This window comes from Halomonas sp. SSL-5 (assembly GCF_030708455.1).
Lineage (GTDB): Bacteria > Pseudomonadota > Gammaproteobacteria > Pseudomonadales > Halomonadaceae > Halomonas.
The window spans coordinates 1-18061 of the sequence record NZ_JAUYWF010000011.1; the positions used below are offsets into that span (position 1 = coordinate 1).

General features: G+C 67.0%; 13 protein-coding genes. 4 read left to right on the forward strand and 9 right to left on the reverse strand.

The features are described 5' to 3' along the window. Positions 1-228: 228 nt before the first annotated feature. On the reverse strand, positions 229-1098 hold the full coding sequence (gene pssA / locus RAN53_RS13395) for a CDP-diacylglycerol--serine O-phosphatidyltransferase (RefSeq protein ID WP_305797319.1): 870 nt from the start codon (positions 1096-1098) through the stop codon (positions 229-231). Between the two features lie 186 nt (positions 1099-1284). Then, positions 1285-2301 carry a ketol-acid reductoisomerase gene (gene ilvC, locus RAN53_RS13400; protein WP_305797320.1) on the reverse strand — a complete coding sequence of 339 codons (1017 nt, stop codon included), beginning with the start codon at positions 2299-2301 and terminating at the stop codon, positions 1285-1287. Positions 2302-2477: 176 nt separating this feature from the next. On the opposite strand from ilvC, the gene ilvY reads away from it, so the two are divergent. After that, positions 2478-3365: an HTH-type transcriptional activator IlvY gene (gene ilvY / locus RAN53_RS13405; RefSeq protein WP_305797321.1), complete on the forward strand. Its 888-nt coding sequence runs from the start codon at positions 2478-2480 to the stop codon at positions 3363-3365. Between the two features lie 186 nt (positions 3366-3551). On the opposite strand, the gene ilvN is transcribed toward ilvY, so the two are convergent. The 5 genes from ilvN to rluD all read right to left on the reverse strand — a co-directional run bounded on the left by ilvN (position 3552) and on the right by rluD (position 10999). Then, positions 3552-4043, reverse strand: a complete 492-nt coding sequence (gene ilvN, locus RAN53_RS13410; RefSeq protein WP_089680772.1) for an acetolactate synthase small subunit — start codon at positions 4041-4043, stop codon at positions 3552-3554. Beyond that, positions 4043-5767 (reverse strand): acetolactate synthase 3 large subunit, encoded by a 1725-nt coding sequence (locus RAN53_RS13415; protein WP_305797322.1) that lies wholly within the window; start codon positions 5765-5767, stop codon positions 4043-4045. Before RAN53_RS13415 ends, ilvN begins: the two co-directional genes overlap by 1 nt. Before the next feature lie 535 nt (positions 5768-6302). Further along, complete coding sequence (gene clpB, locus RAN53_RS13420) at positions 6303-8924, reverse strand: ATP-dependent chaperone ClpB (RefSeq protein WP_305797323.1); 2622 nt, start codon at positions 8922-8924, stop codon at positions 6303-6305. A gap of 332 nt (positions 8925-9256) precedes the next feature. Continuing rightward, the gene (pgeF, locus tag RAN53_RS13425) at positions 9257-10012 is read right to left on the reverse strand and encodes a peptidoglycan editing factor PgeF (protein ID WP_305797324.1); all 756 of its coding nucleotides are present in this window, start codon (positions 10010-10012) and stop codon (positions 9257-9259) included. A gap of 27 nt (positions 10013-10039) precedes the next feature. Beyond that, the gene (gene rluD, locus RAN53_RS13430; protein WP_305797325.1) at positions 10040-10999 is read right to left on the reverse strand and encodes a 23S rRNA pseudouridine(1911/1915/1917) synthase RluD; all 960 of its coding nucleotides are present in this window, start codon (positions 10997-10999) and stop codon (positions 10040-10042) included. Positions 11000-11139: 140 nt separating this feature from the next. Here rluD and RAN53_RS13435 point away from each other — a divergent pair, with 140 nt between their 5' ends. Further along, positions 11140-12009, forward strand: a complete 870-nt coding sequence (locus tag RAN53_RS13435; RefSeq protein ID WP_305797326.1) for an outer membrane protein assembly factor BamD — start codon at positions 11140-11142, stop codon at positions 12007-12009. A gap of 202 nt (positions 12010-12211) precedes the next feature. Further along, positions 12212-13993, forward strand: coding sequence for a sensor domain-containing diguanylate cyclase (locus RAN53_RS13440; RefSeq protein WP_305797327.1), 1782 nt, complete (start codon positions 12212-12214; stop codon positions 13991-13993). A gap of 127 nt (positions 13994-14120) precedes the next feature. On the opposite strand, the gene RAN53_RS13445 is transcribed toward RAN53_RS13440, so the two are convergent. Next, on the reverse strand, positions 14121-15752 hold the full coding sequence (locus RAN53_RS13445) for an NAD+ synthase (protein WP_305797328.1): 1632 nt from the start codon (positions 15750-15752) through the stop codon (positions 14121-14123). Positions 15753-15848: 96 nt separating this feature from the next. Between RAN53_RS13445 and RAN53_RS13450 the strand changes: the two genes are divergently transcribed. Further along, positions 15849-16148, forward strand: coding sequence for a PP0621 family protein (locus RAN53_RS13450; protein WP_305797329.1), 300 nt, complete (start codon positions 15849-15851; stop codon positions 16146-16148). 52 nt (positions 16149-16200) lie between these two features. Here RAN53_RS13450 and RAN53_RS13455 read toward each other — a convergent pair whose 3' ends face one another. Continuing rightward, entirely contained in the window at positions 16201-18054 is a 1854-nt protein-coding gene (locus RAN53_RS13455; RefSeq protein ID WP_305797330.1) for a DEAD/DEAH box helicase, read from the reverse strand. Positions 18055-18061 lie beyond the last annotated feature (7 nt).

Sequence of the window (18061 nt, forward strand, 5' to 3'; positions counted from 1 at the left end):
GTGATTGTCAATCGGAATGTTTCGAAGCGATTCGACCCGTTTCAAAAATATTCCATGCAGAACAATCACTTCTGCCACTTCCACCGCCTGCAACGTTTGCCCGTCGCCGGCAGCGGATGCGTACTTTACGGCCCCGCGCGGCGGGACGCAAGCCCCCTGGGTAAAAAAGTTTCAGAAACAGCGACGCCCGCGGGTAGCGGGCGTCGATTCGCGCGGGGCGGCCATGGGTCAGCGCCCCGGCGGCACATGGCGCAGCTTGCGCATCGTCGCCATCACCGGACCGGAAGCCACATAGGTGCCGAACAGCAGCAGCAGCATCACCGAGGGCTCCACGCTGATCACCACAAAGCCCAGCACGATGGCCAGCAGCACCACGAAGGGCACCGGCCCCTTGAGGTCGATATCCTTGAAGCTGTAGTAGCGGATATTGGTGACCATCAGCACGCCGGCGGCAGCCACGATCACCAGCATCAGCAGTTTGAAGCCGAAGGCCTCGGCGTCGAAGCTGTGGAAGGTCCACACACTAGCTGCCACCATGGCCGCCGCCGAGGGGCTGGGCAGTCCGATGAACCACTTCTTGTCGACACTACCGACCTGCACGTTGAAGCGGGCCAGGCGCAGGGCGGCACAGGCCACATAAAGGAAGGCCACCACCCAGCCGGTCTTGCCGATGTCCTGGAGGATCCAGGTGAAGGCCACCAGCGCCGGGGCCACCCCGAAGGAGAGCATGTCGGAGAGGCTGTCATACTCGGCGCCGAAGGCGCTCTGGGTGTTGGTCAGTCGTGCCACCCGGCCGTCGAGGCCGTCAAGCACCATGGCGATGAAGATCGCCACCGAGGCCGCGGTGAAATCGCCGTTGATGCCGGCCACCACGGCGAAGAAACCGGCGAACAGCGCCGAGGTGGTAAAGAGGTTGGGCAGCAGGTAGATGCCCTTGCGCCTGACGGTACGACCGTCCTCCTCGGCCTCCTCGATCACTTCCGTCTCGCGCAGGAAGACCGACGCCAGGTCCTCATCCTGAGGGGGCCCCTCTTCCCGGGGCGGGCCCTCGCCATGGGGCGGTGCATCGTGTTCGTTGCTGCGGGGATCCTGACTCATCGTCTCATCCGTTGCCTGGAAGTGATGGTAGCCATTCTTGCACGACCACCCATAAGCGCAAAGCCACGCCCGCCAGGAGCGGAGTAGTCACCACGGTTGCCGGCCCCAGAAACGATCAGGGGCGCGGTTGCCCGCGCCCCTGATCATGCTGCCGATACGGCGATCCTGACTACCCGGATCGGCGGATCAGTTCTTGCTCTTGTCCACCAGCTGGTTGGCGGCGATCCACGGCATCATGCCGCGCAGCTTCTCGCCGACCTGCTCGATCGGGTGCTCGGCGTTCAGGCGGCGACGCGCGGTCATCGAGGGGTAGTTGGTGTTGCCCTCGTTGATGAACATCTTGGCGTACTCGCCGGTCTGGATGCGCTTGAGCGCATTACGCATGGCGGCGCGGGACTGCTCGTTGATCACCTCGGTGCCGGTCACGTACTCACCATACTCCGCGTTGTTGGAGATGGAGTAGTTCATGTTGGCGATGCCACCCTCGTACATCAGGTCGACGATCAGCTTGAGCTCATGCAGGCACTCGAAGTAGGCCATCTCCGGGGCGTAGCCCGCCTCGGTGAGGGTCTCGAAGCCGGCCTTGACCAGTTCCACGGCACCGCCGCAGAGCACGGCCTGCTCGCCGAACAGGTCGGTCTCGGTCTCGTCCTTGAAGGTGGTCTCGATGATGCCGCTGCGACCGCCGCCGATGGCCGCCGCGTAGGAGAGTGACAGCTCCTTGGCGTTGCCGGTAGCATCCTGGTGGATGGCGATCAGGTCAGGGATGCCGCCGCCGCGCACGAACTCGGAACGCACGGTGTGACCCGGGGCCTTGGGCGCGATCATCACCACGTCCAGGTCCTTGCGCGGCTCGATCTGGTTGTAGTGGATGTTGAAGCCGTGGGCGAAGGCCAGGGTGGCCCCCTGCGCCAGGTTCGGCTCGACCTGGGTCTCGTAGATCGCCTTCTGGTTCTCGTCCGGGGCCAGCAGCATCACCACATCGGCGTTCTTGCTGGCTTCCTCGACGGAAGCGACCTTGAGGCCAGCACCTTCCGCCTTGGCGGCAGAAGAGGAACCCGGGCGCAGGGCGACGGTGACATCGACGCCGGACTCCTTGAGGTTGTTGGCATGGGCATGGCCCTGGGAACCGTAGCCCACGATGGCAACCTTCTTGCCCTGGATAAGGGAGAGGTCGCAATCCTTGTCATAGTAAACGTGCATGTCGTGCTCCTGAAAACAGGTAAGAGAGTGAGGGTGTCAGCGTTGATGGCCACCCGCCCCGTCTGACGCGGGACTGGGTTCGCGGCATCCGATGGCTCAACCATACGCCAGCCGCGCCATTGCGTAAAACGCGATATTTGCAACGACACATCCCGAAATATGCAACAATCATTGCCATGGACATGCGCCCCCTCCACCACTTCCTCGCCCTGGCCGACACCCTGCACTTCGGGCGCGCCAGCGAGGCGTGTCACGTCAGCACCTCCACCCTCTCCCGCTCCATCCGTCAGCTGGAGGAGAGCCTGGGGGTCACGCTGTTCGAGCGCGACAATCGCCACGTCGCCCTCACCCGCCAGGGCGAGACCTTCCAGCATTATGCCCGCGAGACCCTGGAACGCTGGGAGGAGCTGCGCCTGTCGCTGATGAGCGAGGCCCGCCGGCTCACCGGCGAGATCAGCGTCTACTGCTCGGTCACCGCCAGCTACAGCTTCCTCTACGAGCTGCTCAGCGAGTTCCGCAGCCGCCATCCCGGCATCGAGCTCAAGCTGCACACCGGCGACCCGGCCGAGGCCATGAGCCGCGTGCTGGCCGGGGACGAGGACATGGCGATCACCCCTCGCCCGCGCCAGACTCCCGAGGCGCTGGCGTTCAAGTCGCTGACCCGCGCCCCGCTGGTCTTCATCGCGCCACGAGAGACACCGGACTGGATTCCCCCCACGCCCGAATCTCCCAGCGCCGAACAGTGGCGCGAGGTGCCGATGATCCTCTCCGAGGCGGGGCTGTCACGCAGCTACGCCGACACCTGGTTTCGGGCGCTGGGCGTGGTGCCCAGGATCTACGCCCAGGTCGCCGGTCACGAGGCCATCGTCAGCATGGTGGGACTGGGCTTCGGCATCGGCGTGGTGCCCAGGATCGTGCTCGACAACAGCCCGCTGCGCGAGCGGGTGCGTGTGCTGCCGGTGAAACCGGAGCTGCCCCACTACGACGTCGGCCTGTGCGTGCTCGAGCGGCGGCTGAGAAGCCCGCTGATCCGCGCGCTATGGGACGAGGTTGTTGAGCGCTGAGCCGGTCCCAGACATGCGAAGGCCGCCCCGAGGGGCGGCCTTATTGATCATGCAACATGGGCAACGATTTACGTCACGAGCGAAGATAGGTCGGTCGCCGCCGGAGCGCAGCAACCGGAGTTGACTGGCAGCTCAAAGAGGATTGCGAGAACCGCCGGCGGCCGAGATATCGAGCGCAGTAGTAAATCAAAGCGACAGCACCTTGTCGCCTCGGGCGATGCCCGACACCCCGGTGCGCGCCACCTCCAGCACCCCTACCGGCTCCATGGCCTGCAGGAAGGCGTCGAGCTTGCCGGCGTCACCGGTGATCTGCACCGTGAACAGGCTCGGGGTCACGTCGACGATCTGCGCACGGAAGATATCCGCGGTGCGCTTGACCTCGTCGCGGGTCGACCCCAGCGCCTTCACCTTCACCAGCATCAGTTCGCGCTCGATGTGGTTGCCCTCGGTGAGGTCGACCAGCTTGACCACATCGATCAGCTTGTTGAGGTGCTTGGTGATCTGCTCGATCACCCGATCGTCGCCCACGGTCGTGACCGTCAGGCGCGACAGGGTCGGGTCCTCGGTGGGCGCCACGTTCAGCGTCTCGATGTTGAAGTTACGCTGCGAGAAGAGCCCCACCACGCGAGACAGGGCGCCCGGTTCGTTTTCCATCAGAATCGAGATGATATGGCGCATCAGGTCCGCTCCGTCTTGGAAAGCAGCATGTCACGCATGGAGCCCAGGGGCACCTGCATCGGATAGACGTGCTCGTGCGGGTCGACCGCCACATCGAGGAATACCAGCTCATGCGTGTCGGCGAAGGCACGTTCCAGTGCCGGCTCGAGCTCCTCGAGGGTCTCGACCTTCAGCGCGGTGAAGCCATAGGACTCGATCAGCATCTGGAAGTCGGGCAGCGACTCCATGTAGGAGTGGGCGTGACGCGACTTGTAGTTGAGGTCCTGCCACTGACGCACCATGCCCAGCGAGCCGTTGTTCAGGTTGACGATCTTCACGCCGCCCCCGAACTGCTTACAGGTGGAGAGCTCCTGCATCATCATCTGGAAGCTGCCCTCCCCGGTCACGCAAATCACCTCCTCATCGGGGAAGTTCTGCTTGATGCCCATAGCGGCCGGGAAGCCGAAGCCCATGGTGCCGAGTCCCCCGGAGGTGATGAAGCGGTTGGGCTTGTCGAACTTGTAGTACTGGGCCGCGAACATCTGGTGCTGACCCACATCGGTGGTCACATAGGCCTCGCCACGGGTCACCCGGCACAGCGCCTCGATGACCTCCTGGGGCTTGATCGTCTCGCCGGGCTTCGAGGGCTCGTAGAGCTTGCCCTCGCGCTCCTCGCGCCAGCCGTCGATCTTCTGCCACCACTCATCGAGGGCCTCGGAATGGGCGATCTCCTTGCCCTGCACCAGGCTGATCATCTCGCTGATCACGCTGCCCGCCGGCCCCACGATGGGCACATCGGCGCGCACGGTCTTGGAGACCGAGCTCGGGTCGATATCCACATGGATGACCTTGGCGGTGGGGCAGAACTTGGAGGTGTTGTTGGTCACGCGGTCGTCGAAGCGCGCGCCGATGGCGATCACCAGGTCGGCATGGTGCATGGCCATGTTGGACTCATAGGAGCCATGCATGCCCAGCCAGCCCAGGCACTGGCGGTCGCTCTGGGGGTAGGAACCGATCCCCATCAGGGTGGTGGTGATGGGATAGCCCAGGCGCTTGACCAGGTCGGTCAGCCCCTCGCTGGCCCGCCCGGTGACCACGCCGCCGCCGGTATAGAACACCGGGCGCTTGGCCTTGAGCATCAGCTCCACGGCCTTCTTGATCTGGCCGCTATGACCGCGGGTAACCGGGTTGTACGAGCGCATCTTGACCTTCTTCGGGTAGACGTACTCGTAGCGCTCGGTGGGCGCGGTCATGTCCTTGGGAATGTCCACCACCACCGGACCCGGCCTGCCGCTGGCGGCCAGGTAGTAGGCCTTCTTGAGGACTTCCGGAATCTCGCTCGGGTGGCGGATCGAGAAGCTGTGCTTCACGATCGGCCGGGTCACGCCGACGATATCGGTCTCCTGGAAGGCGTCGTCGCCGATCAGGTGGCTCATCACCTGGCCGCACAGCACCACCATCGGGATCGAGTCCATGTAGGCGGTGGCGATACCGGTGACGGCGTTGGTGGCGCCGGGGCCGGAGGTCACCAGCACCGTGCCCGGTTTGCCGGAGGCCCGGGCATAGCCGTCGGCGGCATGGGTGGCGGCCTGCTCATGGCGCACCAGGATGTGCTTGACCTTGTCCTGGCGGAACAGGGCGTCATAGATATGCAGCGCCGCCCCGCCGGGATAACCATAGATATATTCGACGCCCTCATCCTGCAGGAAGCGGGCGATCATGTCCGCGCCGGAAAGTAATTCCACGTGTGTGTCTCCCCTGGAGGTCTCGAGTGCGATCCGCCTCCGCTGCGGGAGACGGTGTCGAGTGCGGCGGTATGCCGCTGCCGGCCGTGCCGGCACCTGATGCCAAACCCTGGCAAGAAGCCCTGTTGGGGCCTGCACTCTCATCACGGCGGTTCGCCGCGTCGGGGCGTTGGCCGGCCCGGGCGGTGGGCCCGGAACCGGAAGTCCTTCGGCGAGTAGAGGCCATGAGACCTACCCGTCACACGGAAATGGGGGGTTGCCCGCTGGGTCCGTGCCCGTATCAGGAAGGATCAAGATTCCATTAGCACTGAGGCAGTGTCAACCGCGGAAACAGCGTGGGTAGCCCATGACGGGCCATTCGGCAAGGCGTTCTTGCGATCTTGCCCCGTAAACCCGGCGCCATAAAAGAGCCCGTCCGCTCGCGGGGAGGGACGGGCAAGGAGGTTACAGGACGCAACCTGCCATTCAGTTTAGACCGGCAGCACCAGTATGCGAGTGCCGCCGGCGATGCTTGCCCCCGGCGGCACACCCTTCATCACTGCCCGGCAGCATCATTCCGGGCATTGCGAAACACCAGCCGGTCCTCGTCGGCATCCACCCGGATGACGTCACCGGGAGAGAACTTGCCGGCCAGCAGGTCCTGGGCCAGCGGATTCTCGATGCGTGCCTGGATGGCCCGCTTGAGCGGTCGCGCCCCGAAGACCGGATCGAAGCCCACCACGGCCAGCTGGGCCAGGGCCGCATCGCTGACCTCCAGTGCCAGCTCGTGCTCGGCCAGCCGTACGCGCAGGCGGTCCAGCTGGATCCCGGCGATGGCCTGGATCTGCTCTTGCCCCAGGGCATGGAAGACCACCACCTCGTCGATGCGGTTGATCAACTCGGGACGGAAGTGGTCGCCGACCACCGCCATCACCATCTCCTTCATCTGTTCGTAGTCTTTGTCCGCATCGCCGCTGTCATTACCGCCCATGCGCTGGATGATGTCCGACCCCATGTTGGAGGTCATCACGATCACCGTGTTGCGGAAGTCCACGGTGCGTCCCTGGCCATCGGTGAGGCGACCGTCCTCCAGCACCTGGAGCAGGATGTTGAAGACGTCCGGGTGGGCCTTCTCCACCTCGTCGAGCAGCAGCACCGAGTACGGCTTGCGGCGCACCGCCTCGGTCAGGTAGCCGCCCTCCTCGTAGCCGACATAGCCGGGAGGCGCACCGATCAGCCGCGCCACGGAGTGCTTCTCCATGAACTCCGACATGTCGATGCGCACCATCGCCTCCTCGGTATCGAAGAGGAAGTTGGCCAGCGACTTGCACAGCTCGGTCTTGCCCACCCCGGTCGGGCCGAGGAACAGGAAGGAGCCGTTGGGCCGGTTGGGGTCGGCGAGGCCGGCCCGGGAACGGCGCACCGCATTGGCTACCGCCGTCACCGCCTCCTCCTGGCCGATCACCCGCTCATGCAGCGCCTCCTCCATGCGCAGCAGCTTGTCGCGCTCGCCCTCGAGCATCTTGGAGACCGGGATGCCGGTCCAGCGCGAGACCACCTCGGCGATCTCCTCCTCGGTGACGTTGGAGCGCAGCAGCTTATGCTTCGAGGTGTCGGCCTCCGCCTCGCTGGATTCGGCGATCTTCTTCTCCAGGTCGGGAATCACCCCGTACTGGATCTCCGACATCCGACCCAGGTCGCCCTGGCGACGCGCCTGCTCGAGCTCGATACGAGCGCGGTCGAGCTCTTCCTTGAACTGTCCTGCGCCCTGGATGCTGGCCTTCTCGGCCTTCCAGATCTCGTCCAGGTCGGCGTACTCGCGCGACAGCTCCTCGATCTGTTCCTCGAGGTGCTCGAGCCGCTTCCTGGAGGCCTCGTCGGTCTCCTTCTTGAGGTGCTCGCGCTCCATCTTCAGCTGGATCAGCCGGCGGTCGAGGCGATCCATCTCCTCGGGCTTGGAGTCGAGCTCCATGCGGATCCGCGAACAGGCCTCGTCGATCAGGTCGATGGCCTTGTCGGGCAGTTGGCGGTCAGTGATGTAGCGGGTCGAGAGCTTGGCCGCGGCGATGATGGCGCCGTCGGTGATGTCGACCTTATGGTGCACCTCGTAGCGCTCCTTGAGGCCACGCAGGATCGCCACGGTATCCTCCTCCGAGGGCTCGTCCACCAGCACCTTCTGGAAACGGCGCTCCAGGGCGGCATCCTTCTCGATGTACTTGCGATACTCGTCCAGGGTGGTGGCGCCAACGCAATGCAGCTCGCCGCGCGCCAGCGCCGGCTTGAGCATGTTGCCGGCATCAATGGCCCCTTCGGCCTTGCCGGCGCCGACCATGGTGTGCAGCTCGTCGATGAACAGGATCACCCGGCCCTCCTCCTGGGCGAGTTCCTTGAGCACCGACTTCAAGCGCTCCTCGAACTCGCCGCGGAACTTGGCCCCGGCCAGCAGCGCGCCCATGTCCAGCGACAGCACGCGCTTGTCCTTGAGGCCCTCGGGCACTTCGCCATCGACGATGCGCTGGGCCAGGCCCTCGACGATGGCGGTCTTGCCCACGCCGGGCTCGCCGATCAGTACCGGATTGTTCTTGGTGCGCCGCTGCAGTACCTGGATGGTGCGGCGGATCTCGTCGTCGCGCCCGATCACCGGGTCGATCTTGCCGCTGGCCGCGCGTTCGTTGAGGTCCAGGGTGTACTTCTCCAGCGCCTCGCGCTGCTCCTCGGCGTTGGGGTCGTCGACCCTCTCACCGCCGCGCACGCTGTCGACGGTGGCCTCCAGCGCCTGGCGGGTCACCCCGGCCTGCTTGATCAGCTTGCTGACGGCATGATTCATCTCCAGCGCCGCCAGCAGCACCAACTCGCTGGCGATGAACTGATCGCCACGCTTCTGAGCCTCGCGGTCGGTGAGGTTGAACAGCTTGATCAGGTCGCGGGAGGGCTGCACTTCGCCATCGAAGTTGGCGACCCTGGGCAGGTCGTCGAGGTGGCCCATTAGGCCATCGCGCAGCCGGGCGGCATCGCCGCCAGCCTTCTGCACCAGCGACTTGGCGCCGGTATCCTGGGCATCGAGCAGCGCCAGCAGCAGGTGGCCGGGCTCCAGCTGATTGTGACCGCGGCCCACGGCCAGCGACTGGGCGTCCGCCACGGCGTTCTGCAGCTTGGCGGTGAACTTGTCGAAACGCATAGCAACTTCCTCCATCGGGATGGCGAGGCGGTCGGACGCCCCGCTTGACCCTGTGAATGTCTTGACACCTTCAATGGCGTCAGGCTGGCCGGGTTTCAAGTCGGCCGCCAGGGGAAGCGCGTGACAAGTTGACGCGGGTCAAGGCACAAGGAGTCACTCGAGGCTGTTCCGGCGACAGGTCTGCGAGGGGGCGCTGTAAATACGTCCGTGTACGCTACCTCGGCCATCCCTGGTCCTCGGACCCCCTCTTCGACCTGCCCCCGGCGCCTCTCGCTTGACGCCACTGCGATGGCCCTGGGGTTTCCTTGGCGCTTGTAGCTCGGTGCTTGGCGCTATCGCAACCAGATCACGCTGGCCATGCGACCGGTGCGGCCGTCATCGCGGCGGTGGGAGTAGAAGCGCGGTTCGCAGGCGGTGCAGAAGTGGCCGCCGCTGATATGCGAGACGCCCAGGCGCTCCAGGCGCAGGCGCGCCAGGCGGTAGAGGTCGGCCATGTAATGGCCCAGGCGGTAGGGGCTGGGGTCGAAGGCGTCGGCGGCCTCGGGGTGCACGCCGACGAAGGCCTGCTGCACCTCGGGACCCACCTCGAACTGGGCGTTGGAGATCGCCGGCCCCAGCCAGGCCAGCTGCTCCTCCGGCGGTACACCCAGCGCCGCCACCGTGGCCTCCAGGACACCGCCGGCCAGCCCGCGCCAGCCGGCGTGGGCCACCGCCACGCGCTGACCGCGGCGGTCGCAGAGGAACACCGGTAGGCAGTCGGCGGTAAGCACCACACAGGCATAGTCGCGATCGACGGCCACCGCGGCATCGGCCTCGGGCGGCTCGGCCGCGTAGGCCTGCTGGACCCGGGCGCCATGCACCTGGTTGAGCCACAGCAGCGGACGCTCCTCGTCGACCTGCTTCTGCAGCAGCCGCCGGCACAGCGCCACATGGTCGGGATTGTCGCCCACATGATCGGCAGGATTGAAGCAGGCGAAGTCGCCCTGGCTGGGACCGGTCTCGCGAGTGGTGACGAAGGCCCCCACGGAGGTGGGCGCCGGCCAGTCGGGCAGGACCAGGGAGGGCCGCAGGTCGGGGGCGTCGCTCATGGCAGTTTCCTCGTCACGGCAGAGAATTCAGCGCATCGTCCGATGATCGTCGCGCAGGTAGTCGAGCAGCATCAGTAGATCATCCGGCAGGGCCGCCCGGAAGCTCACCTTCTCTCCACTGCCCGGGTGCACGAAGGCCAGCTTGCGCGCATGCAGCGCCTGGCGCGGAAACTCGCGCAGGATATCCTTGAGCGTCTCCGAGGCGCCGGCGGGCAGCTTGAGGCGGCCGCCGTAGACGGGGTCGCCCACCAGGGGATAGCGCAGATGGGCGAGATGCACGCGGATCTGGTGGGTGCGCCCGGTCTCCAGCCGGCAGCGCACATGGGTGTGGGCGCGGAAGCGCTCCACCACCCGATAGTGGGTCACCGCCGGCTTGCCGGAGGCGGTCACCGCCTGGCGCTTGCGATCCTTGGGGTGCCGACCGATGGGCGCATCCACCGTGCCACCGGCGGTCATCACGCCCACGCAGATTGCATCGTACTCCCGCGACACCGTGCGCGCCTGCAGCTGCTCCACCAGCGCCGTCTGGGCGGTCAGGGTCCTGGCCACCACCATCAGGCCGCTGGTGTCCTTGTCCAGGCGATGCACGATGCCGGCCCGGGGCACCGACGCCAGCGCCGGATCGTGGTGCAGCAGGGCATTGAGCAGGGTGCCGTCCGGGTTGCCCGCCGCCGGGTGCACCACCAGACCCGGCGGCTTGTTGATCACCAGTACCTGGTCGTCCTCGTAGACCACGTCCAGGGGGATGTCCTCGGGCTCGAAACGGGTATCGTCCTCGACCTCGGTGCACAGGCGCAGCCACTCGCCTCCATAGACCTTGTCCTTGGGGCGCGCCGGCCGTTCATCCAGGGTCAGGTCGCCGGCCTTGATCCAGGCCTTCAGGCGCTCGCGGGAAAAATCGGCGAAGAGCTCCGCGGCGGCCTGGTCGAGGCGCTGGCCGGCCATGGCGTCGGGGACACGCTGCTGTGCTTCGAAGGTCTGGGACATGAGGGATAGAGTGACCGTTTGCGGGGATCGGGATCGAGGCGCCGCCGATGACTGCGTTTTGCCACGCAGTGCTTTATAGTGAGCGGGTTTAGAGCCGATTCTAACACGGCCTGTCCGCGTTGTTTGCCACGAGGATCACGATGCGCGTTTCCAACTTCCCTGTCCGTTTCGCGGCCCTGCTACTGGCCACCAGCCTGCTGACCGGCTGCTCCCTGTTCGGCGGTGGCTCCGATGACTCTCGCGACGAAGACGCCAGCGCCGCACAGCGGGTCGCGGATGAAGAGGTCGAGTATGCCAACCTCGGCGAGCGCGAACTCTATGAGGAGGCGCGCGAATCCCTGGACCGCGGCAACTTCACCGGGGCCATCTCCCGGCTCGAGGCACTCGACACCCGCTTCCCGTTCGGCGGTCACGCCGAGCAGGCCCAGCTGGAGCTGATCTACGCCTACTACGAGATCGACGACTGGGAAGCGACCCGCGCCGCGGCCAACCGCTTCATCCGCCTGCACCCCAGCCACCCCCAGGCCGACTATGCGCTCTACATGCGTGGGCTGGCCGCCTGGCAGGCCGGGCGCTTCAGCCTCGAGCGCCTCAAGCTGATCGACATCTCCAGGCGTGACCTGGGCGCCTCCCGCGACGCCTATACCGACTTCCGCGAGCTCGTCCGGCTCTACCCCGGCAGCCAGTATGCCCCGGACGCCCGCCAGCGCATCGTCTACCTGCGCAACCTGCTGTCGCGCCATGAGCTGCACGTGGCCGACTACTACATGCGCCGCGGTGCCTACCTGGCCGCCGTGGAACGGGGCCGCTGGGTGGTCGAGAACTACCCGGAGAGCGAGGCGACCCGCGACGCCCTGGCGGTGATGGTCGAAGGCTACCTGGGCCTGGAGATGCGCGACCGTGCCCGCGAGGTGCTGCGGGTACTGATCGACAACGCCCCGGACCACGACCAGCTGCGTGGACGCACCTTCGAGCCCCGCCATGTCGATGGCGAATCGATCTCGGCCTGACCTACCGGTCACGTGCGCTCCCGAAGGGCCCGCCAGCCTCGCTGGCGGGCCCTTCGGCTATGTACTCATGACCCAAGGTACTAAAGCCATCCAACGCTTGCCCTCGGTATACTGAGTCAGATAGTGCATCACGACTCCTCCGACCGATAGGCCACCCATGAGTCCAGGCGACCCGTCGCGCGTCACTCAGCGAATCCGCCGGATGCACCGGCACATCCGGATACTGGCCGCCCTGGGCATCCTGATCACCGGCCTGCTGGCCGGACTCGCCACCGCCCTGCCCTTCTACCTGGCCGCCCGCGACGGCGTCGAGGAGACCACTCGCCTCGGGGCAGAAGCTCAGGCGGCGGCCCTGCATCACGAGCTGACCCGCTACGTCGATATCGCCCGCCAGCTCACCAGCCGCAGCGAGATCCGCACGCGCCTGGAGCAGTACGCCCTGGGAGAGGTCTCGCTGCCGGCGCTGCGACGCTTTACCGAACCCCGGCTGGCCGATGCCCTCGACGAGATCGGCGACATCCGGGGGATACTGCGCCTGGGCCCGGCAGATGAGGCGGTCGCACAACTGGGCACGCCCCCGCCAGCCGCGACGCGCCCGGCACTCGCCGAGGACGGCGATGCCGCCGCCTGCCGGGTCATCCTGGTACAGGAGAGTCCTTCGCTGCTGCAGACGTGCCTGACGATTGCCGGACAGCAGGGCCAGCCCATCGGTCGCGACATCCTGGTCTTCAGCACCGAACGGCTCGCCGCCCTGCTCGAGGATGGCCGGCGCTTCGGCCCCAACGTGCGCCAGGTGCTGGTCGAGCAGGAAAGCGGACTGCAGCTGACCGCCACCGTGTCGGGAGCCAGCCTCGCCCCCGTCGACCCGGCGCGCAGCGAGCCTCATCAGGCCATCTATCGTGTGCCCCTCGAGACCCCCGGCTGGGAGCTGCGGGTCGCGATACCCGATACCGATATCCTGCACGCCGTCTGGGACCAGCTGCTGTGGCCCCTGGTCGCGGTGGGCCTGCTGGCCCTGCTCGGCACCGCCATCGTCAGCCGCGCCCTGGCGCCACTGCTCACCCGGGTAGCCAGGCAGGCGCAGCGGCTGGCCGAGACCGACGAGGAGCTGCGCCAGGCGGCCAGCGTCTTCCGGCATGCCCACGAGGCGATCGCCATCACCGACGCCGACCAGCACCTGCTCGACGTCAACCCGGCCTTCACCCGGCTGCTGGGGTACTCACCCGAGGCGACCCAGGGGAAGGCGCTGATGGCGCTGGTCGCCGACCATGGCGATACTTCCGAGACGCTGGATGCGGGCAGTGAAGCCCTGGCCAGGGGGGATGCCTGGCAGGGCGAAATCCGCTATCGCCGCGCCGATGGCGGCATCCTCACCGCCCTGCAGACCATCAGCACGGTACGCGACGAGCAGGGGCTGCCACGGCGTCATATCCATATCTTCAATGACATCACCGCCCAGAAGGCCGCCGAAGAGGAGGTCCAGCACCGCGCCCTGCACGACGAACTGACCGGACTACCCAACCGCCTCCACCTGGAGCAGCACCTGGCCCAGGGGCTGCGCCTGGCACGCCGGGAGGAGACCGGCCTGGCGGTGCTGTTCCTGGACCTGGATCACTTCAAGGAGGTCAACGACAGCCTCGGCCATGCCGCCGGCGATGACCTGCTGCGGGCCGTGACCCAGCGCCTGCGCGCGGCGCTGCGGGAGGCCGACTTCCTGGCCCGGCTGGGCGGTGATGAGTTCGTTACCGTGCTGCTGCCACTCGACGACGACCGGGGCGCCATCCGCGTGGCAGACAAGCTGATCGGCGCCCTCACCGCCCCCTTTGCCCTCGACGGGCACGAGATCCGCATCGGCGTCTCCGTGGGCATCGCCTGCTACCCCGAGGATGGTGACGACGGACCCGAACTGCTCGAGGCCGCCGACGCGGCGATGTACCGTGCCAAGCAGGCCGGCCGCAATACCTGGCGCCGCCACACAGCCTGAGGGTCTGGTGACCAGATGGCGCCTGGGACAGCCCGCAGAAAAAGAAACACCCCACCAGGCTGGCCCGATGGGATGTCGGTGGTCTACCTCACGGCTTGGCCGCTTGAGGCTGGCGGCTTGGCTGCTGCTACTCCCCCGGCTGCCAGCCGTTGACGATGGGGTAGCGGCGGTCGCGGCCGAAGCCACGGCGGGTCACCCGCACCCCCACCGGCGCCTGGCGGCGCTTGTACTCGCAGCGGTCCACCAGCTTCACCACCCGATAGACGTCGTCGTGGTCGAAGCCGGCCTCGATGATCGCCTCGGCGCTCATGTCGCCCTCGATGTAGCGCACCAGGATGGCGTCCAGGGTGTCGTAGTCGGGCAGTGAGTCGCTGTCCTGCTGGTCCGGGGCCAGCTCCGCAGAGGGCGGCCGCTCGATCACCCGCTCGGGGATCGCCGGCGACTGGGTGTTGCGCCAGCGGGCCAGGCGGTAGACCCAGGTCTTGTAGACATCCTTGATGGCGTTGTAGCCGCCCACCATGTCGCCATAGAGCGTGGCGTAACCCACCGCCATCTCGCTCTTGTTGCCGGTGGTGAGCACCATCAGGCCCTTCTTGTTGGAGAGCGCCATCAGCAGCACGCCGCGACAGCGCGACTGCAGGTTCTCCTCGGTGGTATCCCGCGCCGTCCCCTCGAAGGCCCCGGCCAGCGTCGCCATGAACGCCTCCACCATGGGCTCGATGGGCATCACCTCATGGTGCACGCCGAGCATGTCAGCCTGCTTCGCGGCATCCTCCTTCGAGATGTCCGCGGTGTAGTGGTAGGGCATCATCACCGCCTGCACCCGCTGGGGGCCCAGGGCATCCACCGCGATGGCCAGCGACAGTGCCGAGTCGATGCCCCCAGAGAGCCCCAGCACCACCCCTTCGAAGCCGCTCTTGTTGACGTAGTCGCGCAGCCCGGTGACCAGCGCGCAGTAGAGGTTCTCCTCCGGCGCGACGTCGGGCTCGGTCTCACCGGGCTGGGGCACCCAGCGGCCCTGCTGGTGGATGAACTGCACCGGCATCACCCCCACCGCCCAGTGGGGCGCCTGGAGCATCAGCTCACCGGCGGCATCCACGCAGGCGGAGCCGCCGTCGAATACCAGCTCGTCCTGGCCGCCGATCTGGTTGACGTAGACGATAGGCAGCTCCACCGCCGCGGCGCGCTCCTCCAGCAGACGCAGCCGCTCGGCGGGCTTGTCCTGGTGGAAGGGCGAGGCATTGAGGCTGATCAGGATCTCGGCGCCGGCCGCCTTCGCCTGGCGCGCCGGCGCCTCCTCCCAGAGATCCTCGCAGATCAGCAGGCCCAGCTTCGCGCCCCGGTGCTCGATCACCAGCGGCGTGTTGCCACGCGCGAAATAGCGCTGCTCGTCGAACACCTCGTAGTTGGGCAGCAACTGCTTGGCGTACTCGCCCAGCCATTCGCCGTTATAGAGCGCACCGGCCAGGTTCCAGAGGCGTCCCTCGCGGCGGCCGGGGTAGCCGACGATCACCATCACGTCGCGTACCACCTTCTCCGCCATGCGAGTACGCGCCGCGCGCAGGCGAGTCTCCATGGAAGGGCGCAGCAGCAGGTCCTCCGGCGGGTAGCCGGTCAGGAACAGCTCGGGGAGCACCACGATATCGGCGCCATGCTCGATGCGCGCCTCGCGCACCGCCTCGATGGCGCGATCGGTGTTGCCGGGAATGTCCCCTACCAGAGGGTCCAGCTGAGCCATCACCAGCGTCAGGTCTTGCATGGGCTTGGAAATCTCTCGAGAATCGATGTATGCCCTCATTGTCCCGCATGGGCGGCCGACTGGCAAAGCCGACCACCCCACCTGGGAGCCACCCGGATGAACCTCTTGATAATTCGCCTGATCATCTTCGCCGTGCTGTTCCTGGCCGGCCTCAAGCTCTACCGCATGTACCGAGCGTGGAAACTGGACCGTGAAGAGCTGCTGGAGGACGACCGCGAGGGCACCCGGGGCGACCGGATGGTGCGCTGCGCCTGGTGCCAGGTGCATGTGCCGGAGGGCGAGGCCCAGCGCGACAAGGGCGAATGGTTCTGCTCCAGCGCCCACCGTGACCGCTACCTCCAGGAGCAGCAGGCGCCGAGTGACAGGGACGACGACGGCGACGACCCGCGCCCCTGAGGCGCCGTGATCCTCACCGCGTGGGGCCGGCTCCCGTGAACGCCGGCCGCCCCTACCCCGCCTCATCCGCGCGGCGATAGCGCCCGGTATAGTCGAAGAGTTTCTCGCGCACCTGCCAGTGGCGTCCCACCTTGCGCCCCACCACGAAATCCGGATGGCGTAGCCGATGCTGTTCGGCGAGCACCTCCTCGGGCGTGGTGGGCCGGAAGGGGACCCCCGGCGCCCGCAGGTGCTGACGCAGGAAGACCGCGGCGAAGGCGGTGCGTTGCGCCGGGGTCTCCAGGGCGAACCACTCCGCCAGCGTCGTGCCATCCTCGTCATGGTAGGTCACCTTCAACCGCGGCAGGCCCCGGCCGTTGACGGTGGCCTCGAGCTGCATCCCGGCCACCCGCAACACCCGGGCGTCGCGCAGGCGCAGCGCCTCCTTGAGCTTGTCGTCGGCGTCCACCAACAGGGCCTCACAGCCGTGGCAGCGCCGGGCGGAGATATCGTTCTCGGCGCCACAGTCGCCGCACACCTTGAAGCGAAAGCGAAACGAACACTGCTCCATCGCCGGCATCGTCGGCGTTGATTTTTCGCTTTTCGCGCGGGGGCGGGCGCGACTAGAAAGCACCAGCCCCTGGCACCGCCTCCCGAAGTGCTCGATCACCACATCACCGTCGCGCTTGCCCCAGAACAGGTTGGCATGGCCGCAGTCGGGGCACTCCACCTGCACCGGCTCGCTGTCGCTGTCGGGCCGGGGCGAGCCCACCTCGGGCGCGTAGAGATCCCAGGGATTGCCGGCGTAGTCGAGGATCAGGCAGTCGCGCTTGCCCGGCGCGAGGCGCAGGCCGCGGCCGACGATCTGCTGGTAGAGGCTCACCGACTCGGTGGGACGCAGGATGGCGATCAGGTCCACATGGGGGGCATCGAAGCCGGTGGTCAGCACCGCCACGTTGACCAGGTACTTGAGCTCGCGGGCCTTGAAGGCGGCGATGAGCCGCTCGCGCTCCGCGGAGGGGGTCTCGCCGGTGATCAACGCCGCCTCGGCCGCCGGCAGGTAGCCGAGGACCTCCTCGGCGTGGGCCACGCTTGCCGCGAAGAGCATCACCCCCCGACGATCCCGGGCACGCTCGACCACCTCGGCGATGATGCCCGGGGTGGCACGATTGCCCGCCGCCACCCGGTTGAGCTCCTCCTCCCGGAACAGGCCACGGCTCGAGGGCACCAGCGCCGAGAAGTCATACCTCTCCACCGCCGCATCGATGCGCCTCGGCTCGGCGAGATAGCCCTGCTTGACCATCAGGCGTAGCGGCTGCTCGAAGACGCACTCCCGGAAGAAGACGTCGGCCTCGCCGCGCACCATGCCATGGTGGTGGCGGTGATAGATGAAGCCCTGCCCCAGCCGGTAGGGCGTTGCGGTCAGCCCCAGCACCTTGAGGCGCGGGTTGGCCCGGCGCAGCCCCTCGATCACCCGGCGGTAGCTGGCATCCTCGGCGGGGGAGACACGGTGACACTCGTCGATCACCAGCAGGGTGAAGTCGCCATCGTCGAAGCGCTCCAGGCCCCGCACCACCGATTGCACCGAGCCGAACACCACCTGGCGGTCGCTCTCCTTGCGCTTAAGGCCGGCGCTGAAGATATCGGCCGAGAGGCCATAGGCCTGGTACTTGGCATGGTTCTGCTCCACCAGCTCGCGCACGTGGGCCAGCACCAGCACCCGCCCCCGGGCCAGGCGCGCCAGTTCGGCGATCACCAGCGACTTGCCGCTACCGGTGGGCAGCACCACCACGGCGGGATCGTCGCTGGCGCGGAAGTGCTCGATGACCCGGCGCACCGCCTCCCGCTGGTAGGGGCGCAACGCCGGGGCCGCAGACGCCGAAGGCGGCCCGGAGGCCGCCTTCTGTGCAGGGTCACGAGACAACACGGGAGCC